Origin of the sequence: Corallococcus macrosporus DSM 14697 (genome assembly GCF_002305895.1) — a bacterium.
Lineage (GTDB): Bacteria > Myxococcota > Myxococcia > Myxococcales > Myxococcaceae > Myxococcus > Myxococcus macrosporus.
Genome location: NZ_CP022203.1, coordinates 83,077 through 100,917, shown reverse-complemented (window position 1 = coordinate 100,917; position 17,841 = coordinate 83,077). Strand labels below are relative to the sequence as shown.

Annotated in this window: 15 protein-coding genes and 1 pseudogene; 8 read left to right on the top strand and 8 right to left on the bottom strand. The window is 70.6% G+C overall.

The annotated features are described in order from the left end of the window. Window positions 1–12: 12 nt before the first annotated feature. The gene (locus tag MYMAC_RS00445) at window positions 13–1,629 is read right to left on the bottom strand and encodes an acyl-CoA carboxylase subunit beta (protein WP_095956607.1); all 1,617 of its coding nucleotides are present in this window, start codon (window positions 1,627–1,629) and stop codon (window positions 13–15) included. A 4-nt stretch (window positions 1,630–1,633) separates the two neighbouring features. Further along, window positions 1,634–3,343 (bottom strand): acyclic terpene utilization AtuA family protein, encoded by a 1,710-nt coding sequence (locus tag MYMAC_RS00440; protein WP_204817288.1) that lies wholly within the window; start codon window positions 3,341–3,343, stop codon window positions 1,634–1,636. A 65-nt stretch (window positions 3,344–3,408) separates the two neighbouring features. On the opposite strand from MYMAC_RS00440, the gene MYMAC_RS00435 reads away from it, so the two are divergent. Together MYMAC_RS00435 and MYMAC_RS00430 are read left to right on the top strand one after the other, a co-directional pair. Then, window positions 3,409–4,077, top strand: a complete 669-nt coding sequence (locus MYMAC_RS00435; RefSeq protein ID WP_095956605.1) for a TetR family transcriptional regulator — start codon at window positions 3,409–3,411, stop codon at window positions 4,075–4,077. 43 nt (window positions 4,078–4,120) lie between these two features. Continuing rightward, complete coding sequence (locus MYMAC_RS00430; protein ID WP_013936753.1) at window positions 4,121–4,999, top strand: SDR family oxidoreductase; 879 nt, start codon at window positions 4,121–4,123, stop codon at window positions 4,997–4,999. A gap of 60 nt (window positions 5,000–5,059) precedes the next feature. Here the strand turns inward: MYMAC_RS00430 and MYMAC_RS00425 are convergent, their stop codons facing one another. Beyond that, on the bottom strand, window positions 5,060–5,524 hold the full coding sequence (locus tag MYMAC_RS00425; RefSeq protein WP_095956604.1) for a macro domain-containing protein: 465 nt from the start codon (window positions 5,522–5,524) through the stop codon (window positions 5,060–5,062). Between the two features lie 49 nt (window positions 5,525–5,573). Next, entirely contained in the window at window positions 5,574–8,978 is a 3,405-nt protein-coding gene (locus tag MYMAC_RS00420; RefSeq protein WP_095956603.1) for an amidohydrolase family protein, read from the bottom strand. 161 nt (window positions 8,979–9,139) lie between these two features. Between MYMAC_RS00420 and MYMAC_RS00415 the strand changes: the two genes are divergently transcribed. The 4 genes from MYMAC_RS00415 to MYMAC_RS00400 all read left to right on the top strand — a co-directional run bounded on the left by MYMAC_RS00415 (window position 9,140) and on the right by MYMAC_RS00400 (window position 11,404). Beyond that, the gene (locus MYMAC_RS00415) at window positions 9,140–10,141 is read left to right on the top strand and encodes a hypothetical protein (protein ID WP_095956602.1); all 1,002 of its coding nucleotides are present in this window, start codon (window positions 9,140–9,142) and stop codon (window positions 10,139–10,141) included. 69 nt (window positions 10,142–10,210) lie between these two features. Then, window positions 10,211–10,663, top strand: coding sequence for a PaaI family thioesterase (locus MYMAC_RS00410; protein ID WP_095956601.1), 453 nt, complete (start codon window positions 10,211–10,213; stop codon window positions 10,661–10,663). After that, entirely contained in the window at window positions 10,660–11,121 is a 462-nt protein-coding gene (locus MYMAC_RS00405; protein WP_043709722.1) for a PaaI family thioesterase, read from the top strand. The genes MYMAC_RS00410 and MYMAC_RS00405 overlap by 4 nt, the downstream gene beginning before the upstream one ends. A 19-nt stretch (window positions 11,122–11,140) precedes the next feature. Then, a complete protein-coding gene (locus MYMAC_RS00400; protein ID WP_239989248.1) occupies window positions 11,141–11,404 on the top strand; it encodes a DUF4142 domain-containing protein in 264 nt (87 codons plus the stop codon). Window positions 11,405–11,406: 2 nt separating this feature from the next. Here the strand turns inward: MYMAC_RS00400 and MYMAC_RS00395 are convergent, their stop codons facing one another. Continuing rightward, window positions 11,407–12,849, bottom strand: a complete 1,443-nt coding sequence (locus tag MYMAC_RS00395) for a protein kinase domain-containing protein (RefSeq protein ID WP_095956600.1) — start codon at window positions 12,847–12,849, stop codon at window positions 11,407–11,409. 215 nt (window positions 12,850–13,064) lie between these two features. Here MYMAC_RS00395 and MYMAC_RS37450 point away from each other — a divergent pair. Continuing rightward, window positions 13,065–13,175 (top strand): annotated as a pseudogene (locus tag MYMAC_RS37450) (hypothetical protein); the annotation flags it as partial. An 891-nt stretch (window positions 13,176–14,066) separates the two neighbouring features. Here the strand turns inward: MYMAC_RS37450 and MYMAC_RS00385 are convergent. The 3 genes from MYMAC_RS00385 to MYMAC_RS00375 all read right to left on the bottom strand — a co-directional run bounded on the left by MYMAC_RS00385 (window position 14,067) and on the right by MYMAC_RS00375 (window position 16,160). Further along, a complete protein-coding gene (locus tag MYMAC_RS00385; protein ID WP_043709728.1) occupies window positions 14,067–14,390 on the bottom strand; it encodes a pilus assembly protein N-terminal domain-containing protein in 324 nt (107 codons plus the stop codon). A 98-nt stretch (window positions 14,391–14,488) separates the two neighbouring features. Continuing rightward, complete coding sequence (locus tag MYMAC_RS00380) at window positions 14,489–15,403, bottom strand: sigma-70 family RNA polymerase sigma factor (protein WP_095961425.1); 915 nt, start codon at window positions 15,401–15,403, stop codon at window positions 14,489–14,491. Between the two features lie 427 nt (window positions 15,404–15,830). Then, complete coding sequence (locus MYMAC_RS00375) at window positions 15,831–16,160, bottom strand: hypothetical protein (RefSeq protein WP_013936764.1); 330 nt, start codon at window positions 16,158–16,160, stop codon at window positions 15,831–15,833. 277 nt (window positions 16,161–16,437) lie between these two features. Between MYMAC_RS00375 and MYMAC_RS00370 the strand changes: the two genes are divergently transcribed. Next, window positions 16,438–17,790, top strand: coding sequence for an RtcB family protein (locus MYMAC_RS00370; protein ID WP_095956599.1), 1,353 nt, complete (start codon window positions 16,438–16,440; stop codon window positions 17,788–17,790). Window positions 17,791–17,841 lie beyond the last annotated feature (51 nt).

The following is a 17,841-nucleotide window of genomic DNA, read 5'->3' as shown; positions in this document are numbered from 1 at the left end:
TGTCCGCTCCTCTCACAGCCGCGCGACGCCGAACGTGTTGGGGTGCACCTGCCGCCGCTTCGCCTCGCGGCACACCGACAGGGCGAAGCCGAGCACCCGCCGCGTGTCCCGCGGGTCGATGAGCCCGTCGTCGAACAGCCGCGCGCTGCAGTTGAACGGGTGCGACTCCTTGTCGAACTGGTCGATGATGGGCTGGCAGAACGCCTTGAGTTGCGCCTCGTCCACCGCCTGCCCCTGCCGGGCCAGCTTCTCCCCGAAGACGATGGACATCACCTTCGCCGCCTGCTCGCCGCCCATGACGGCGGTGCGCGCGTTGGGCCAGCCGAAGATGAAGCGCGGGTGGAAGGGGCGGCCACACATGCCGTAATTGCCCGCGCCAAACGCGCCGCCAATCAACACCGTGAGCTGCGGCACCGTCGCGTTGGCCACGGCCTGAATCATCTTCGCGCCGTGCTTCACGATGCCCCCCTGCTCCGGCTGCGTGCCCACCAGGTAGCCCGTGGTGTTCTGCAGGTAGAGGATGGGCGTGTCCTTCTGGCAGCAGAGCTGGATGAACTGCGCCGCCTTCGTCGCGCCGTGGGGCGAGATGGGCCCGTTGTTGCCGATGATGCCCACCGGGTGGCCATACAGGCTCGCCCAGCCGCAGACGGTGTGCGCGTCGTATTCGTCCTTGAAGCCGGTGAACTCCGAGCCATCCACGATGCGCGCGATGACCTCGCGGCAGTCGTAGGGCTTGCGGTAGTCCACGGGCACCGCGCCGCAGAGCTCGTCGGGCGAGTACACCGGCTCCGCATACGTGGGCCGCTCGGCGGACGGGAGCTGCGCGTTCCACCCCAGCTTCGCCACGACTTCCCGCGCCATGCGGATGGCGTCCGCGTCGTCCTCGGCCAGGTAGTCCGCGGTACCCGCCACCGTGGCGTGCATCTCGGCGCCGCCCAGCTCCTCGTCCGTGGCGACCTCCCCCGTGGCCGCCTTGAGCAGCGGCGGGCCCGCGAGGAACACCTTGGCCTTCTTCTTCACCATCACCACGTAGTCGGACAGGCCCGGCAGGTAGGCGCCGCCCGCCGTGCTGGAGCCGTGCACCACCGTCACCTGGGGGATGCCCGCCGCGGACAGCCGCGCCTGGTTGTAGAAGGTCTCCCCACCGGGGATGAAGATTTCCTGCTGGTACATCAGGTTGGCGCCGCCGCTCTCCACCAGCGACACCATGGGCAGCTTGTTCTCCAGCGCCAGCGCCTGGCCCCGCAGCGCCTTCTGCACGCCCCACGGCGACGCGGTGCCGCCCTTGATGGCGGAGTTGTTCGCGAAGACGAGGCACCGCACCCCGGACACGTAGCCGATGCCGATGATGCTGTTGCCGCCCGCCAGCGAGCCGTCGCTGTCGTCGTGGTAGCCATGGCCACACAGCGTGGACAGCTCCAGGAAGGGCGAGCCCCTGTCGAGCAGCAGCATCAGCCGCTCCCGGGGCAAGAGCTGCCCGCGCTTGTGGAACTTGTCCTTCGCCTGGTTCTCCGTGTGGCGGACCTTCGCCTCGATGGCGCGCAGCTCGGCGACGCGGGCCAGCATGTCCGCGCGGTTCGCCTGGAAGGACTCGGAGTTCGGGTCGATTCGCGAGGTGATTCGGGGCATCGGTCTACTCCTGTCCTTCGCGCAGCAGCGCCTCGGGGATGTCCAGGTGCCGCGAGCGCAGCCACTCGCCCAGCGCCTTGCCCTGCGGGTCGAAGCGCGTGGACGAGGACACGCCCTCGCCCAGCATCCCGTCGATGACGAAGTTCAGCCCGCGAAGGTTGGGGAAGACGTGCCGCTCAATCGGCAGCGGCGCCGCCTCCGGCAGCAGCTCCCGCAGCGTCTCCACCGTGAGCGCGTGCGCCAGCCACCGCCACGCCGCGTCCGTGCGCGCCCAGACGCCGATGTTCGCCGTGCCGCCCTTGTCGCCACTGCGCGCGGCGACGATTCGCCCCAGCGGCGCCCGGCGCGTGGGGCCTCCAGGCGGCGGCGCGGGCAACGGGGACGGCGCCACCGGCTCCAGCGGGCGCGACTCGCCTGGCGGGGCGATGACGGTGCGCGCCCCGTCCTCGAGCACCGCGACGTGCTCCACGCGCCCCGCCTCCACATAGGCCGGCGTGTAGACGCCGTACGGCGCCCCGTCGGAGGGCGGCGCCGTCATCGTGAAGCCCGGGTAGCTGCCCAGCGCCAGCTCCACCGCCGCGCCGCTGAAGGCCCGGCCCACCACCTTCGCGTCCGGGTCCTTCGCCACCACGCGCAGGAAGGCGGCGGCCTGCTCTTCCGTGGCGGCGTCCTCGCGGTCCGTCCGGGTGAGTGACCACTGGAGCTCCTTAGGCTTGCGCGTCAGCGCCGCCTCCAACTGCTCGCGCGCCAGCCGCGCCTTCTCCTCGATGTCCAGGCCCACCAGGATGAAGGTCGCCTCGTTGCGGTAGCCACCCAGGTGGTTGAGGCACACCTTCACCGTGGGCGGTGGCGGCTCGCCGCGCACCCCGGAGACGCGGACGCGGTCCTTGCCATGTGACGCCAGGGCGATGGTGTCGAAGCGCGCCGTGGCGTCCGGGCCCGCGTACCGCGCCCCGGTGATTTCATAGACGAGCTGCGCCAGCACCGTGTCCACCGTCACCGCGCCGCCCGTGCCCGCGTGCTTGGTGATGACGCTGCTGCCGTCCTCGTGCAGCTCCGCCAGCGGGAAGCCCGGACGCCGCGCGTCCAGCTCCGTGAAGAAGGAGTAGTTGCCGCCCGTGGCCTGCGTGCCGCACTCCAGCACGTGGCCCGCCACCATGGCCCCCGCGAGCCGGTCCCAGTCCTCCGTCTTCCAGCCGAAGTGCGCCGCCGCCGGGCCCACCACCAGCGACGCGTCCGTCACCCGCCCGGTGACGACGATGTCCGCCCCCGCGCGCAGGCACGCCGCGATGCCCCAGCCGCCCAGGTACGCGTTGGCCGTGAGGGGCGAGCCCAGGCCGAGCGCGTCCGCCTGCGCGGAGAGGTCATCTCCCTCCACGTGCGCCACCTTCACCTTCAGCCCCAGCTTCGCGGCGACCTCGCGCAGCGCGGCGGCCAGCCCCGCGGGGTTCAGCCCGCCCGCGTTGGTGACGACCTTGACCCGCTTCTCCACCACCAACGCCAGACACTGCTCCATCTGCTTCAGGAACGTCTTGGCGTAGCCCGTGGACGGGTCCTTCATCCTGTCCCGCCCCAGAATCAGCATCGTCAGCTCGGCCAGGTAGTCGCCAGTCAGGACGTCGAGCTGGCCGCCTTCGAGCATCTCCCGGACCGCCGAGAAGCGGTCTCCGTAGAAGCCCGAGGCATTGCCGACACGCAGGGGGGACGCAGGCATGAGCTCTCCACTCGGCTGCAACGAAAGACGCGTGAGTCTGGGCAGGCACCTCTAAAAAAGCAAGCGTGCTTGCTTTTTTAACTCCTGGCTCGCATCCTGGCCGGGTGAGTGAGGCATCCGGCACGCCCGCCAGGCAGGAGCAGGAGCGCAGCCGCGTCACGCGTCAGCGCCTGATGGAGGCGGCCATTGGCGCCCTGTCGGAGCTGGGGTGGGCGGGCGCGACGATGACGGTCATCGCCGAGCGGGCCGGTGTGTCCCGAGGCGCCTGTCAGCACCACTTCCCCACCCGCGCCGACCTGGTGGCCGCCGCCGTGGAGTACGTGGGGCACCAGCAGGTGGAGGCGGTGCTGCGCAAGGCCGCCCGGCTCCCAGCCGACGCGCGCCGCACGGAGGCCATCCTGCACATGCTGGCGGGCATCTACCTCAGCCCCGTCTTCACCGCGGCGGTGCAGCTCTGGGTGGCCGCCGTGGCGGACCCGGAGCTGCGCGCACAGCTTGCGCCCTTGGAGGCGCGCGTGGGGCGGGAGTTCCACCGGCTGACGGTGCGGCTGCTCGGCGTGGATGACGGCGTCGCGGAGGTGCGCGAGCTGATTCAGGGCACGCTCGACCTCATCCGGGGGCTCGCGCTGGCCAACCTGCTGCGGGACGACAGCGCGCGGCGGAAGAAGGTCCTCCACCGCTGGGCGCTCACCCTGGACGAGGCCCTGGGCGCCCGGCGCGCGCGCAAGGCTTGAGGACCGACGCTTTCACGAACGACCGCCACATCAGGAGCTGACCATGGGCTACCGCTCTCTCTTCGCACCGGGCTGTTTCAGCAACCGCACCATCGTCGTCACCGGCGGCGGCAGTGGCATTGGCCGCTGCACCGCGCACGAGCTGGCCGCGCTGGGCGCCAACGTCGTCCTGGTGGGCCGCAAGCCGGACAAGCTGGAGGCTGTCGCGAAGGAAATCCAGGAGGACGGCGGCAAGGTGTCCTTCGAGGTGCTGGACATCCGCGACGAGGAGGGCGTGAAGGCCACCGTGGCACGCATCGTCGCCGCGCACGGCCCCATCCACGGCCTGGTCAACAACGCGGGCGGGCAGTTCCCCTCGCCGCTGGCGGCCATCTCCAAGAAGGGCTTCGACGCGGTGGTGTCCACCAACCTCACCGGCGGCTTCCTGATGGCGCGGGAGGTCTACCTCCAGTCCATGAGCAACCACGGGGGCGCCATCGTCAACATGCTCGCGGATTCGTGGGGCGGCATGCCGGGCATGGGGCACTCCGGCGCGGCGCGCATGGGCATGCTCAACCTGACGCAGACGGCCGCCGTGGAGTGGGCCGCGTCCGGCGTGCGCGTGAATGCCGTGGCGCCCGGCTGGGTGGCCTCCAGCGGCATGGACAGCTACAAGGACGAGGCCGTGAAGGCGATGATTCCCCTCCTCAAGAAGGAGGTGCCGCTGCACCGGCTCGCCACCGAGTCCGAGGTGAGCGCCGCCATCGTCTTCCTCCTCACCGACGCCTCGGCATTCATCACCGGCGAGGTCATCAAGATTGACGGCGGGGCTTCGTGCAACACGAAGATTTTCCCGCTGGAGGAGACCACCGCCTCCAAGCCCTATGAGGGCTTCCACCGCGCGACGGCGCCGCGCATCCTCGGCGGTGAGTCCAAGGAGTAGGCGGGAGACGGCACCCCGCTTCCGCAGTCGAGCATCAACGGGAGGGCCCGACGCCAGTCGCTAGCGCCGGAAGCGCACGACGCTCACGTCGAGGGCGCCGGCCTCCACGTCCAATACCTGGCGCATCAACTCCAGGGCGCGCGCCTCATTGAAGCCGCCGGAGCCCGCGCCAATGACAGGGAAGGCCACGGAGCGCAATCCCTGCTCGCGGGCCCTTGTCAGGGCATTGCGGACGGAGTCCTGGATGGAGCGCTCCGAGGCCCGCCAGCGCATGTCGATGCCCGCCACGTGGATGATGGCCTTGAAAGGCAGACGCCCGGCGGACGTCACCACCGCCGAGCCCAACGGCATGGGCCCGGCCCTCGCCACCTCGCGGAAGGGCGCCACGCCGCCTCGGCGCTTGATGGCCCCGGACACCCCCTGCGGCAGCAGCAGCCACCAGGGGATGATGTTCCGGTTCCACGCGTTGACGATGGCTTCCACGGGCTGAACGAGCAGGTCGCCTTCGACGACGGAGACGGGCATGGCGCTCGACTCTAGCGCCAGCCCGCCCCGTGTGTACGTGCCGCGGTGCTCAGTCGCACGAGTGCGTGTGCGCGTGCTCCGTGGCCTTGGGGCTCCAGCCCTCGTTGCCGTCCTTCTCGAAGAAGAACTTCGCGCGCGCACGCCGCCGCGTCCCCACCTCGTTGAGCGTGGCCGCGTCGTACAGGCGCCCGTTCACCATGGTGTAGCGCACCGAGCGGCTGTGCTTCAGGTCCTGCAAGGGGTTGCCGTCCAGCACGAGGAGGTCCGCCAGCTTGCCCGTCTCCAGCGAGCCAATCTCCCCGTCCAGCCCCAGGTAGCGCGCCCCGCTCAGCGTCGCCGAGCGCAGCGCCTGCAGCGGCTTCATGCCGCCGTGGCCGAACATCCAGAGCTCCCAGTGCGCCGCCAGGCCCTCACGCTGCCCATGCGCGCCCAACTGCACGCTCACGCCCGCGTCGCTCAGCTCGCGCGCCACCCTGGCGGCGGCGAAGTGGCCGAACTCGTCTTCCGGCACGTGCATGGAGGGCCGGCGGCTGCGCGCGTCCACCACCCGGCGCGGGACGAAGGACAGCAGGCGCTTGTCCTCCCACACGTTCGTCTTCTGGTACCAGTAGTTCTCACCCCAGACGCCGCCGTAGGCCACGCCCAGCGTCGGCGTGTAGCCGGTGCCGCTCTTGCCCCACAGCTGCTTCACGTCCGCGTAGATGCGCGCCACTGGAATGGCGTGCTCCACGCCCGTGTGCCCGTCCACCACCATCGTCAGGTTGTGCTGGAGCAGCGAGCCGCCCTCCGGCACCACCAGCATGTCCAGCTCGCGCGCCGCCTGGAGCACCTTCTGCCGCTGGTCCCTGCGCGGCTGGTTGTAGCTCTTCACGCTGAAGGCCCCCATGGCCTTCATCCGCCGCAGGTGCGCGCGCGCGTCGTCCACCGTTTCAATGGGCGCGCGGTAGCCCGCCCCGGACGCACCGTAGAGGATGGTGCCCGTGGAGAAGATGCGCGGCGCCACCACGCCGCCCGCCCGCGCCATCTCACTGGCGGCGAACACCTCTTCCGACGAATTGGACGGGTCGTGCAGCGTCGTCACGCCAAAGGCCAGGGACGCCGCATGCACCCAGCTCTGCTCGGGCATCAGCCCGTCCATGCCCATGGCCCCGTGCCAGTGCACGTCGATGAGGCCCGGCATCAACGTCTTGCCCTTCACGTCCACCACCTTCGCCCCGGACGGCACCTGCACCTGCCCCGCCGGGCCCACCGCGACGATGCGGTTGCCCCGCACCACCACCACGCCCTGCTCGATGACCTCGTCCCCCTTCATGGTGATGACGCGCCCGCCCACCAGCGCCAGCGTGCCCTCGGGCACGTCCGCCTTCACCGGGAAGGAGAGGTCCACGCCCTTCTCCGGCGCCTCCGGCAGCTTCTCCGGCGCGCCGTCGATGAAGCGGAAGCTGTCCTTCAGCCCGCGCGTGAAGAGCTCGGGCCCCAGCGCCCAGTGCAGCCGCTGGCTGTCACCGGACCAGTGCAGGTACTCCCCCGCGTCCCGGCTCACCTTCGCCAGGGGCAGCGCCTTCGAGTTCGGCCCCACCGTGGCCGACTTCGCCCCCAGCGCGAACGGGACGATGAACGCGTTGAAGTTCTCCCGGAACGCCACCCACCGCTCGTCTGGTGACACCCGCAGCTCGGTGGCCTCGGCGCTCGTCAGGTGCGTGCGCTCCTCGCCCCCGTTCAAGCCGATGCTCTTCAGCGAGCGCACGTCCTCCTTCTCCTTGCGCTCCACGTGCAGGAAGTACACGCGGTCCGGGCGCGCGCCGAAGTGCGGCTGCTCGCCGTCACGCGCCAGGCGCTTCGGCGTGCCACCGCCCGCGGGCATGGCGAACAGGCCCGTGTCCCGGCTCCACTGGCCCGGCATCAGGTAGCCGTCTCCCGACGCGCGGTACACCAGCGTCTTGCCATCCGGGCTGAGCGCGGGCTCCACGTAGTAGCCCGGGTTCGTCGTCAGCACCTTGCCCTCGCCGCCGGTGGCGGGCGCCACGCGGATGCTGCCCAGCTTCTCGTCGTCCCACGTCGTGTAGACGATGGAGCGCCCATCCCGGGAGAACGACGGGTAGAACTCGAGGTGCTCGTCCTGCTTCGTCAGCCGCCGGGGCGTTCCCGCCGGCAGCGCCTTCACGTACAGCTTGCCCAGCGCCTGGTACACCACGCGGTCCCCCTTCGGGGACACCTGCACCCAGCGCAGCATCTTCGTGTTGAAGCGCTCGGGCGCCACCGCCTGGGGACTGCGCACGGCCTCGAAAATCGTGCGCGTGCCCCGCACGCGGAAGGCGATGGGCGTCACCTTCTTCGTGGCCACGTCGATGCGGTGCAGCTTGCCGCCCGCCCAGAACACCAGCGACTTGTTGTCCGGCGTCCACGCCACGCTGGGATACACGCCGTGGATGGCCCAGGTCTCCTGCATGTCCCGGTCGAGCCCGTCATACAGCGGGCGCTCCGCGCCGGACGCCACGTCCGTGACGTAGAGCACGCTCTTGCCGCGCACGCGGCGGACGAACGCCAACTGCTTGCCGTCACGCGACGGCGTGGGCCGGATGGAGCCGCCCGGCCCCGTGACGAAGGGGTCAATCTCCTTCGTCTCCAAATCCAGACGCTGGATGGCGTAAATCTGGCCGTTGGGGTCCTTGTTGTATTCGAACGTCTTCCCCGGCGTGACGTCCTGGCTGAAGTAGACGTAGCGCCCATCCGGAGAGAAGGCGGGCTCGCCCAAATCCTTCTGGTCGTTGGTGCGCTCGGTGAGCTGCACGCCTTCTCCACCCGCGTGGTGGTACATCCACACCTCGCCCGCGCCCAGCGAGCGCCGCGCGGTGAAGTGCTTGCGCGCCACGATGAACTGCCCGTCCGGACTCCACGCGGGGCTGTTGAGCAGACGGAACTTCTCCTCCGTCACCGCCCGCGCGTTCGAGCCGTCCCGGTCCATCACCCAGATGTTGTCGCCGCCGCCCCTGTCACTCGTGAAGACGATGCGCTTGCCGTCCGGGCTGAAGCGCGGCTGCATGTCCCACGCGACGCCGGACGTCACCGCCTTCGCCTCGCCGCCGCCCATGGGCAGCACGTAGAGGTCCCCCAGCAGGTCGAAGACGATTGCGTCTCCGCGCGGGCTGACGTCCACGTTCATCCACGTGCCCTCGGTGACGTCGATGCTCACCTGCCGCGAGGGGAAGCCCGGCGCCTCCACCTTCCAGGTGTCTGCCTCCTTCTCCCCCTTCTGCGCGGCCTCGCCGGAGGGTGGGCGCGGGGCGTCCACCTCCGCGGCGCGGGCCGCGTCGCGCGCGGTGTCCTTCGTATCGGGTGCCGGCCGCGGCGGGTCCTGCCGGACCGCGGGCGGCTTCGCCGGAGCCTGCTGCGCGGCCAGCGGCACGGCGGGCGTCAGCAGCACGGCGAAGAGGGCGGAGGTCAGTCGTTTCACCAGAAGTCCTCGTGCGGGAAGAGCGTGTGTCGGGTGGCGGAGACTATCCGGCCCCAGGGGGCCGATGGGTGCCGGCCGAGAACAGGCGGACAGGCGAGCCTCTTCCGGGCCGTGTAAGCTCCCCCTCATCGGGAACCACTGATTCCGAGGGGGGAAGCGCCATGCAGACGCGTCAGAAACTCGCCGTGCTCATCATCCACGGCATTGAAGTGGATGACCCGGGCCTCTTCGACACCGCCGTGCGCCTGCTGCGCAAGCATTTCGGGGAAGACGCGGAGGCCGCGACGGAGGCACTCGCCGTCGAGACGGTGAACTGGGCGTCCGTGCTGGAGGGCGCGGAGCAGGACTTGCTGGCCCGCTACGCCCCGGCCGACGCGGACGCGTACTGGAAGTCCCTCCATGACAGCGTGCGCACGGTGAACCAGGGCCACGAGTCCGCGCTCGTGCCGATGATGCTCCGCCTGATGCGGCCGTCCCTGCGCGGCATGGACCTGCGCTACCCCGGCCTGCGGTGGATGCTGGTCCACTTCGTGGGTGACATCATCGCCTACCAGGCGAACCCCGCGGACCCGGACGTCTACACGGGCATCCACCGCAAGGTCGCCGAGGCCCTGGGCCGCCTGCGCGAGCAGGCCGGTGACACCGCGCCCCTCTTCGTCATCGCGCACAGCCTGGGCAGCGTCATCGCCAGCAACTACTTCTATGACTTGCAGGCCCAGCGGCTGGCCGGGCGGGACATCATCGAGGAGACGGTGCGCGCGGCCCAGGGCGGCTCGCCCCTGGAGCGCGGCGAGACGCTCAGCCACTTCTTCACGCTGGGCAGCCCCATGGCCCTGTGGAGCCTGCGCTATCCCCGCGCGGAGCTCGACCAGCCCGTGCAGGTCCCCGCCCCGGAGCTGGCGCGCCACCATCCAGGACTCGTTGGACGCTGGCTCAACTTCCACGACGAGGACGACATCTTCGCCTGGCCGCTCCAGCCCCTCAGCGAGGCCTACCACGCCGCGGTGGAGGACCGCGCCGTGCGCGTGGCCGGGCCGCTCTTCTCCTGGACACCCCTGGTCCACCCCTTCTACTGGTCGGATGACGGGGTGATGCGGGACATCGGCACGTCGCTCGCCGGCGCGTGGAAGCAGCTCTCCAGCTCGACGGCCGCCGCCGCCTGACGTCGCGGTTGACGCACCTCATCAAAACGCAGTGCGCCATGCGGCCTTGAATCTGGTATCGCGCCCGTCATGTCGGACGACTTCACGCTTCCCGAAGACAAGGCCGAGCGGCTGGCGCGCTGCGCGGTGTTCTACACCGACGTCGTGCCCCACAACCACGCGCTGGGGCTGCGCCTGGTGGACGTCGGCCCCGCCGAGGCCACCGTCGAGCTGCCCTACGCGGAGCACCTCGTCGGCAACCCGGAGACCCGGGTCATCGCCGGCGGCGCGGTGACCACGCTCATCGACGCGACGTGTGGCACCGCCGTGTTCCTCAAGCTGGGCCGCTTCGCTCCGCTCGTCACGTTGGATTTGCGCATCGACTACCTGCGTCCCGCGCGGCCCGGCGTCGTCCTCACCTGCGTGGCCGAGTGCTACCGGCTCACCCGTCAGGTGGCCTTCGTGCGCGCGCTCGTCCACCAGGGCGACCCGGGCCACCCCGTGGCCTCCGCCCAGGGCACCTTCATGCGGACGGAGGAATGACGGCCATGAGTGACACCCCGCCTCCCCTCCCCGAGCTGGTGCGCCAGGTGCGCAAGTCGCGTGAGTACAAGCGCCTCACCGACGCCATCCCCTACACGCGCTTCATGGGCATCGGCGTGGAGAACCTCGCCGGTGAGATGCTCTGCCGCATGGCGTACAGCCCGAGGAACATCGGCAACAGCCTGCTGCCCGCCCTGCACGGCGGCACGCTCGGCGCGCTGCTGGAGTCCGCCGCCGTCTTCGAGCTGCTCCTCCAGACGAACACCGAGCGCGTGCCGAAGGTCATCTCCCTCACCGTGGACTTCCTGCGCTCGGGCAAGCCGCAGGACACCTTCGCCAAGGCGCTCATCACCCGCCAGGGTCGGCGCGTGGCCAACGTTCGGGTGGAGGCGTGGCAGGACGACCGCACGCGGCCCATCGCCAGCGCACACGCGCTGTTCCTCCTGTCGGAGCCATAGTCGGCTCGGGCATGGCGGGATGCCCCCGCGAAGACGATGGCGAAGCTCCAATCCCTCCAGGGCCCCGGCCTTCGACCGCGCCTTCCTGGCCGCCATGGTGGGTGACCATGACGCGGACATCGCCAAGGTGATGGCCGGGCAACAGCAGTTCGCGAGCAACGCCGGTCTGAAGACGCTGCTCGGCGAGACGCCGCCCACGCTGCGCGAGCACCGTCAGCAGGCATACCGGCTGCTCGGCCAGGAAGCCCCGCGCCAGGCACGCAAGGCACCTGGCGGACGCTGACCTCAGGGCGCGATGACGGACAGGGAACGGGACTTCATCGTCCCGTCACGGCCCCACGTAATCAGGTCCGTGGCTCCCTCCGACTGCCCCGTGAGGCGCAATACCCCCGGACGAGCCAGCTCGACCTCGACGAGGGACGGGTCTCCCACCGCGATGCGCTCGAGCTCCGGCGCGGACAGCTCCCGCGCCTCACCGATGCGCAGGACGAGCGGCGCCTTGTCCGTTCGACCGGCCCTTCCGGCTCGCGGCGCGCCGGCGTCAGGCTCGGAAGGCGGAGACGAGCTCCACAGGAGCACGCCCGACCCCACGCCCAGCGCGCTCAGGCACGCGGCGACTGTCAGGAGGCGCCGGCGCCGCCAGGTGGGAGCCGGCTGGGAGAGCGCCGCCATCAGCGCATCCATGTTGGGGAAACGGTCCTCTGGAGCGCTCGCGAGCCCTCGCGCCAGCGCGGCGCGGACGTACCGTGGCGCGCTCGACCTCCACGATGCCGTGGAGCTCGGAGGTCCTCCCGGACGCTCCCCATGGAGCGCTTCGTGGAGCGCGACGCAGAAGCTGTACTGGTCGCTCCGGGCATCCACGGGCCTGCCCGCCTGCTGTTCGGGAGACATGTACGCGGGCGTCCCCGCGACCTGGCCCCACTTCGTGAGCACGGAGCTCCTCGCCAGGGCGTCATGCCCATCGGCCACCTCCAGAGCCTCCACCGTGCCGTGCCTCGCGAGGCCAAAGTCGGTGACGCGCACCCGTCCGTCTCGCCCCACCATCACGTTGGACGGCTTGAAGTCGCGGTGCACCATCCCCGCGCGGTGAGCAGCCGCCAGGCCCGCTCCCGCCGCCAGGAACACCTCCAACACCTCGCGCCAGGGACGCGCGCGCACCCGAAGCCAGTCCGCGAGCGTCGTGCCGTCCACCCACTCCATGGCCAGGAAGTCGCGCCCCTCCGCCGCCCCCAGTTCGAAGAGCGGCAACACGTTGGGATGGGACAGCCGCGCCATCGCCTGGGCCTCGCGCAAGAGCCGCGCCCGCCCCTCCTCCGCCGCGCCCTCCCGCAACGGCCGCAACAGCTTGAGCGCCACCCGCCGCCCCAACCGCGGGTCATCCGCCGCGTACACCACCCCCATCCCACCCATGCCCAGCACGCCTTGCAGCAGATAGCCTCCCAGCCGCGTCCCGGGCGGGAGGATGGGCTCCTCCCGCAGCGCTGGTGCCTCCGTCAGCGTCCGCACGCCCGTGTCCCACCACGTGGGCGCGTCCGCGCCACTCGCGTCCGCTCCCGGAAGGGACGAACTGGCCGCCACGGCCGCCACCAGCGCCCGGCAGTCCACGCAACCGTCGAGGTGCGCCTCCACGACCACCACCTTCCCCGCGGGAGCCGAGCCACTGGCGAACGCCGCGAGCAGGTTCTCGTCCGGGCATGCGGACAGGGGGGGACGGTGCGGCGGATTCATGGCGCGCCTCGAATCATCGCAGCCGGTCCGCGCCCCGGACAACCCACCCAGCAGGGACGAGGCCAACGCCGCTGTCGCCCCAACCTCCAGAGACACCGCCGCTCGCGCGCCGGCCCCACCTCCCACCTCGTGTCAGACCCACCCGGTAGACAGGTCGTCGTGGAAGGAACGTTCCTTCCAACGAACCGCTACCGCGGAGGCAGGGGGACGGGCGGATGTACACGTTGGCGCAGTTGCGCGAATCCAGGTTGTGTGACGCGGCGGAGTTGCTGGCCCAGCGGGGTCTGGACAACGTGCGGGCCGCGGAGCTGGCCCGTGCCACGCGGCTCTCGGTGGGCTCGCTGTACCGCTACTACGGCAGCAAGCAGGGCATCGCGAGGGCGATACGGGCCCTCACCGAGCGCGACCTGTCCTATGCCTGTTTCGTCGCCTACCAGATGGCGGACGGCGACCCGCTGAGGCAGGGGTTTCGCGACGTCTTCCTCGCCTTCTGGCGCGAGCTGGCGACCTGGGCGCTGCTGCAGCCCCACCTCGTGGGCTTCACCTTCCTTCACCCCCATCCAGACGCGGACACGCCGGGGGAGCATGACGGCCGGACGCGCGCGCAGGTGCTGGAGGTGCTCGGACATGGCGAGCGGGAGGGGGCCTTCCCAAAGGGGCGCACGTGGATTCACGAGTGCATGGTGTGGGGAGTCCTCGCTGAGCTCGTGCGCCGGGCGGGCCAGGGCGAGGGGATGCGTGAAGAAGACGTCCAGATTACCGGAGAGGCCCTCTGGCGGGCGCTCGCCCCGGAGGTGTCCGCCAACCCGCGAGGCGGTGGCAGTCCTCCTCCGGAAGGCGAGCACCCCCAGCCCGCGTCCACGGCGGTCCCTGCATCCCGAATGGGCATGGTGTTCGCTTCAACCGAATCCGCCGAGCCACCTGCCGCCTCGATGACCTCCCGTGAGGAACGGGCACCCGAGGCGCTACGTGGCGCGGGCGATGAAACACCTCCAGTGACGACATGCGCGCATGACGAATCGAGGTCCGGCTCCGGCTTCGTGCCCGACACGGCCGCGGCTGAGGCTGATTCACCGTGCTCGCATGAGGCTTGTCTTCAACGAGCTGCACCGGCGCGAGCCCCCTGGCGGGCGGTGCCCACGCCCCTCCTCCACGCACGGAGGAGCGCGGACATCCTCCCGGGCGCATGGAAGCGCCAGGGCCTCCAAGGTCACACCTCAATCACTGACGACGACGCGGTAGCTGCTGCGCTTGTTCTCGGGTCCCACCCATACGAGCAGCGCCGTCTCGCCGGCCTTCTTTCCAATGATTTTCAGAACGTCTTTGCCGGCGGCCTCGATGTCCGCGACCTCCGGGTCGTCAATCGCGATGCGCACCATCCCCGGGAGTTTCAGCGCGTGCTGGCCACCCTTCTTCACGACCACCGTCTGCTCGGTGGCGGACGAGGCGCTGGAAGCCGGGGCCGGCTTTGTCTGCTCCGCCAACGCAGGGGCTCCCACCAACGCCAGCGTGACCAGGGCGATGCCAATTCGGTGATGCATGGTGTGTGTCCTCCAGCAGGGGTTCGTTCCACCTTCACCGGGATGACACCGGCCATGCCGGGGCGTTGCAGGCGAGCGCGAAAAAATTCCGGACGCCCTCAGGAAGAGCCGGGCCTGCTCAGCAGGGACGGCAGGCTGAAGTCCAGCTCCCCCTGCACCACCCGCATCAGGCTGTGCAGTTCGCCGGAGGTCAGCCGGAGCCGCTCCGCCAGCCGCTGACGCGTTCCCTCCAGCGCCGCCTCCCGGGCGCGGGCCACCCAGCGTGACACGGTGGACTTGTGCGTCTGGTACATGGTGCCGATGCGCTCCAGGCTCAGCCCCTCCACCACGTGCAGGCGCAGCACGGTGCGCTCCCGCGTGGGCAGGGCACTCAGTGCGTCGGAGAGCGCCGCCTGGAAGTGCTCCCGGTGGTTCTTGCGCAGGTAGGCCAGCTCAACCTCCGCCATGCCCGCGCCGGGGGAGAGTGGGAGCGCCTCCGCCTCCTCCTCGGCGTGGGCCCGTCGGCGCTCCGCGCGCTGGAGGTTGAGGGCCGTGCGCACCGCCGCCGCCCGCAGCCACGCCGCGAGCGGACCGCCGCCCTGATACTCCGCCATGCGCGCGGGCCGGTCTCCTTCCGACACGAGGAGCCGCTCTCGCAGAAGCTGGAACACCTCGGCGGGGTCCACGCCCGACGCCTTCAGCCGGGCCACCGAGCCCGCCGCCTTGGGGAGGACGTGGCGCTCCAACGTGACAAGCGCCGCGGCGTCTCCCCGGGCACAGGCGCACGCCAGGTAGAGGTCCGCGGCATGCACGGTGGCCAGCACCCGGGCGGGGTCCTCGTCCCGTGGCAGGCAGCCGGCGAGGTGGCGCAGGAAGTCCTCCTCCGCCAGCGCCACGTCCGGCCAGGTCCGCCGCGCTCCGGCGTACAACGCGGCCAGCGTGCCCTCCAGCCCGGGCAGGGCCGCATAGCCTTCACGCACCCCCGAGCCGAGCTGCTGGAGGAAGACGAGCGAGCGGCTCTGCTGCGGTCGCATGCGCACCTCGACGCGGCGTGCCTGGAGCGGCACGGCACCCGCGCCTTGTTACCCCGTTCCCTTCCCTTGTTTCCACCCGGGCCCTCACGTCAGCTCCGTGAGCAACTGCGCCAGGAAGTCACCCAAGGCCATCAGCCTGGGAGGCGTGGGCCGCGCGGGGACCACCCCGCCACAGGGCGCCTCGCCCCACCAGGTGCTCGCGCCACACAAGGCGCGGCGTGCCGTCCCTCAGCTCATGGAGCGCCATCACCCGCGAGCCTTCGCCGCCTGCACCACCGGCTCGCCGTCGTTGACGGTGAATCTCTCTGGGATTCGGGGCGCCGGCGCAGCCCCGCCGGACAGGGCCACGTGGCCCCCGTCGCCGTGCCCACGCTGCTGGCGCGCGAGGTCTCCGCGCTCCTCCGCGAATCGCCCGCGCGCCAAGGTCCTACATGGCCACGGACTTGCTCGGGTCGAGCGGCTTCTTCTCGGGCTCGCGCGACCGGGCCTGCGTGTCCGCCTTCTTCGAGGCGTCCTGGCGCTTGCGGGGCGCCTCGACCTCCGCCTTCACCGGGGCCTCGCAGTGGTCACCCTTCCGGTTCGGGTGACAGTGCCGGATGCCGTACACATGGTGACAACCGCAGGGGTCCACCCGCTTCTTCGCGCACGCGGAGGGATTGAACACCGGGGCCGCCACCTCCACCGGCTTCTGCTGCTCCTGCTCCACGGGCCCCGCCTGCAACGCCAACGCCAGGAAAATCCCACCAAGGAAACCCATCGCCCACCCCCTACCTGGATGCTGCGGAATGGATGGGAATGGAATCCGGACGTGACAAGTCCCGGGGCGATCGGAACGTCGCCGTCCGCTCTCGGGCTGACTTTCGCCCGGACATGCCGGACCCGGACGCGGCCGCGTGTGGCTCCGAATCCGCTCGCCTTCCCGCCTGTGCCCCCAGCATCCTCTTCTCCTGTCTTCGGGTCCCGGCCCCTGGCGTCAGCTTCCCTGGACGCTCCCGTCGCTGCCGCGTGTTCATCCCATCTGGGGGATTTGCGTCATGAGCTGGAAGCAGCGGTTGGAGAAGGTCTCGGAGGGGCACTTCGTCCTCCCAAAAACCAAGAGCATGAAGGTCGATGCGGACCTGTTCCTCTCCGACAAGTTGCTCTGGGGGGAGGGCCCCGAGCAACCCGGCCTGGAGGACTCCGTCTTTGACCAGGTGGTGAATGCCGCGTCCTTCCCGGGGGTCACCCGGGTGGCCGTCACGCCCGACTGTCACCTGGGCTACGGGGTGCCCATTGGCACCGTGGTGGAAACGGACGGCATCCTCCTGCCCACCGCCGCCGGCTACGACATCGGCTGCGGCATGGTGCAGTTGCAGACGACGCTCACCGCCGAGGACGTCGCCGACGCCACGAAGCGCCGCCGCTGGATTGAAGAAGTCACTCGGCGCATCGCCGTGGGCGTGGGCGCCAGCCGCGTGCAGAAGCAGCGGCGGGTGACGGACCGCACCTTCGCGGACGTGGTGCGCCACGGAGCCAAGGCACTGGGCCGGGGCTCGTCCGTCACCGAGCGCGACTACATCCCCGTGGAGGACGACCGGGTGGACATCCCCGAGCGCGCCTTCGGCAAGCGTGAGCAGCTTGGCAGCCTGGGCGGTGGCAACCACTTCACCGAGATGCAGGTGGACCAGGACGGCCGCGTGTGGGTGATGCTGCACACCGGCAGCCGCGGCTTCGGGTGGAACATCGCCAAGCACTTCTTCGTGGAGGGCGCCGCGCAGTTGGGCCTCAAGAGCCGCAGCGAGGACCATGTCTGGCTGGACGCGGAGAGCCCGCTGGGCCGTGACTATTGGAACCTCCACAACATGGCGGCCAACTTCGCGGTGGCCAACCGGCTCATCATCGGCGAGGCGGTGTGCGCCGCGCTGGAGGACGTCTTCGGCGGCACGGCCAGCGTGTATTACGAAATCTCCCACAACCTCATCCAGAAGGAGGCGGGGAGGTTCGTCGCGCGAAAGGGCGCCACGCGCGCGTTCCCGGGCGGCCACCCCGCCCTCAAGGGCACGCCCTGGGAGAAGACGGGCCACCCCATCCTCATCCCGGGCTCCATGGAGACGGGCAGCGCCATCCTCTTCGCGGAAGAAGGCGCGCAGAAGTCCATCTATTCGGTGAACCACGGCTCCGGCCGCCGCCTGTCGCGCGGCGAGGCGAAGCGCGTGCTGAAGCAGGACGCCACCGACAAGCGCATGGCGGAGGCGGGCATCCTGCTCAACACCCGCCAGACGCCGCTGGACGAGTCCGGGCCCTGCTACAAGAACCTGGACGACGTCCTGGAGACGGTGGAGATGGCCGGCCTGGCCCGGGTGGCCTGGCGCCTCAAGCCGGTGGCCTGCATCAAGGGCGCGGACTGAGGCGGGCCGGGCGGCGCATGGCCGCCTGCCTGCCAAAGGCCGGCGGGGCGG